Genomic DNA, 1720 nt, shown 5'->3' with positions numbered 1-1720 from the left:
TCAATCACCACCTTATATAGTTTAATCCACGGTTGGAGTACGCTCGGATAAACCTTTATTCTTTTTACACCATCACTACCCTTAACACCTTTACTTTTACCCTGGTGTAAATTTAACCATAAAAAATTACACCTCAATTGTTGATATGTAACAATTAAGGTGTACATCACTAATGAAGTAAAGCTAAAGCGCTACTAGTTTCTGATCTTGGTATATATTTTAATTTACTATATCCGCAAGGATTATATTTTGATCTATTTTTAATATAATATTGTAATCTTTCCAAAACACATCGTTATTATTTTTCCAAGCTTTAACGAATCTTTAATTTCATCTCTAAATCGAACAAATCCTAAATTCTTATATCGGTTTAATCTTGGAGGTAACGTTTCAATACTAGATAGGTTCAAGAATGAATCTGGAATAAAGCATTCATAACTATTCTTTTTTAACTCAGTTAATATAAGCCCCTATACTGTTTGAAACTCACGCTCAATTTGTTTTTAAAGTTCTTTCAATAAAGACACAAAACAGTTACATATGGTGATGACAATGGAAGTCGAATCTCCTCTCTACAAAGTGCTTTAATAGGAGATCTTATAATAATTTTTAAATATAATTAATAATCTTTACCTATAAGTAATAAAAAATCTATTGTAAGAGCAACTTTAATCATCATCAGGAAGTAAACTTAAACCCTTTTCTAATTCTAACTCCTGAGCGGGCGTTAAAGAAACATGTCTTTTATAATTTCTTGCTAAAACTCTTTTTGCTCTATTTTCAGTTAAATATATGCTATCTAATTCAAATATTTCTATAGACTTCTTACCTTTATCGGTATTAGACTTAATACATATTGGAATATCTTCTACCCATTGATAATGTTGATTGGGATCATCAAAAAAAGGATGTACTATCGAAAACTTACATCTTGGATAATACTTTGCTTTCTTTATAACAATATCTTTTTGTCCCTTTTTTGAAGAACCGTTACAATGCTCGCAGGCAAATAAAAGGTTTTTTTCATGAAATGTAAATTCCGGATATAAAGAAACCCCCTTAGGAGCAACATGCTCTATCTCTGCTCTCCCGCCAACATTAAGGCGCGTACCACAATATGCACATCTATGTTTTTGAACATCATATAGATGACTTTTAACTCTTTCTTTGATTCTTTTCATCTCATGGGTAGATTTATCCCATGCCTTCCCATCTGTTACATTAATAGTCTTTAAATATCTTTTTTCTTCTCTTGAAAACTTCACATTCTTCTTAATTAAATTAAGCATTCTCGAAATTTCTCCTTGCATTTTTAATGACCTCTTTCAGAGGATCATTTGGTCTTAAAGATAATTTCTCTAGTTTATTAAGTATTCTTTTTACCTCACTTGTATATTCAATATCTCCGGAAGAAATATATGATAGTAATTTCCTCAAATCTTCTTCCAAATAATAGTTTCTTGCCGTTTTCATATTAAAAATATTGTAAAGAATATCATCTGGACTCCAACCAAATGTCTCCTCATCATGTAATTCAGATATTATTTCATGATTATCTCCTTTTCTTATCGAAGTAATAGAGGATGACTCAGGCACAAGATCTGCAATAAAAAAATGAGAGTGTGTTGCCATAACAAAATGACAAGACGAATAATTTTTAAATATTTCTCTAATACCATATATATATTTATATTGCCAATTTGGGTGTAAGCTTGTTTCT

The 1720-nt window shown here is 29.9% G+C and carries 2 protein-coding genes; both read right to left on the bottom strand.

What is annotated here, in order from left to right; translation table 11 throughout:
* Positions 1-668: 668 nt before the first annotated feature.
* Entirely contained in the window at positions 669-1310 is a 642-nt protein-coding gene (locus KVT27_RS23115) for an HNH endonuclease family protein (RefSeq protein WP_139893391.1), read from the bottom strand.
* Positions 1282-1720 (bottom strand): hypothetical protein (locus KVT27_RS23110; RefSeq protein WP_217582018.1); only part of this gene is annotated, 439 nt, incomplete at its 5' end. The genes KVT27_RS23115 and KVT27_RS23110, both read right to left, overlap by 29 nt.

This window comes from Lysinibacillus sp. GbtcB16 (genome assembly GCF_019091145.1).
In the GTDB taxonomy this organism is placed as follows: domain Bacteria; phylum Bacillota; class Bacilli; order Bacillales_A; family Planococcaceae; genus Lysinibacillus; species Lysinibacillus fusiformis.
This window is presented reverse-complemented; position numbering and strand designations above follow the sequence as displayed.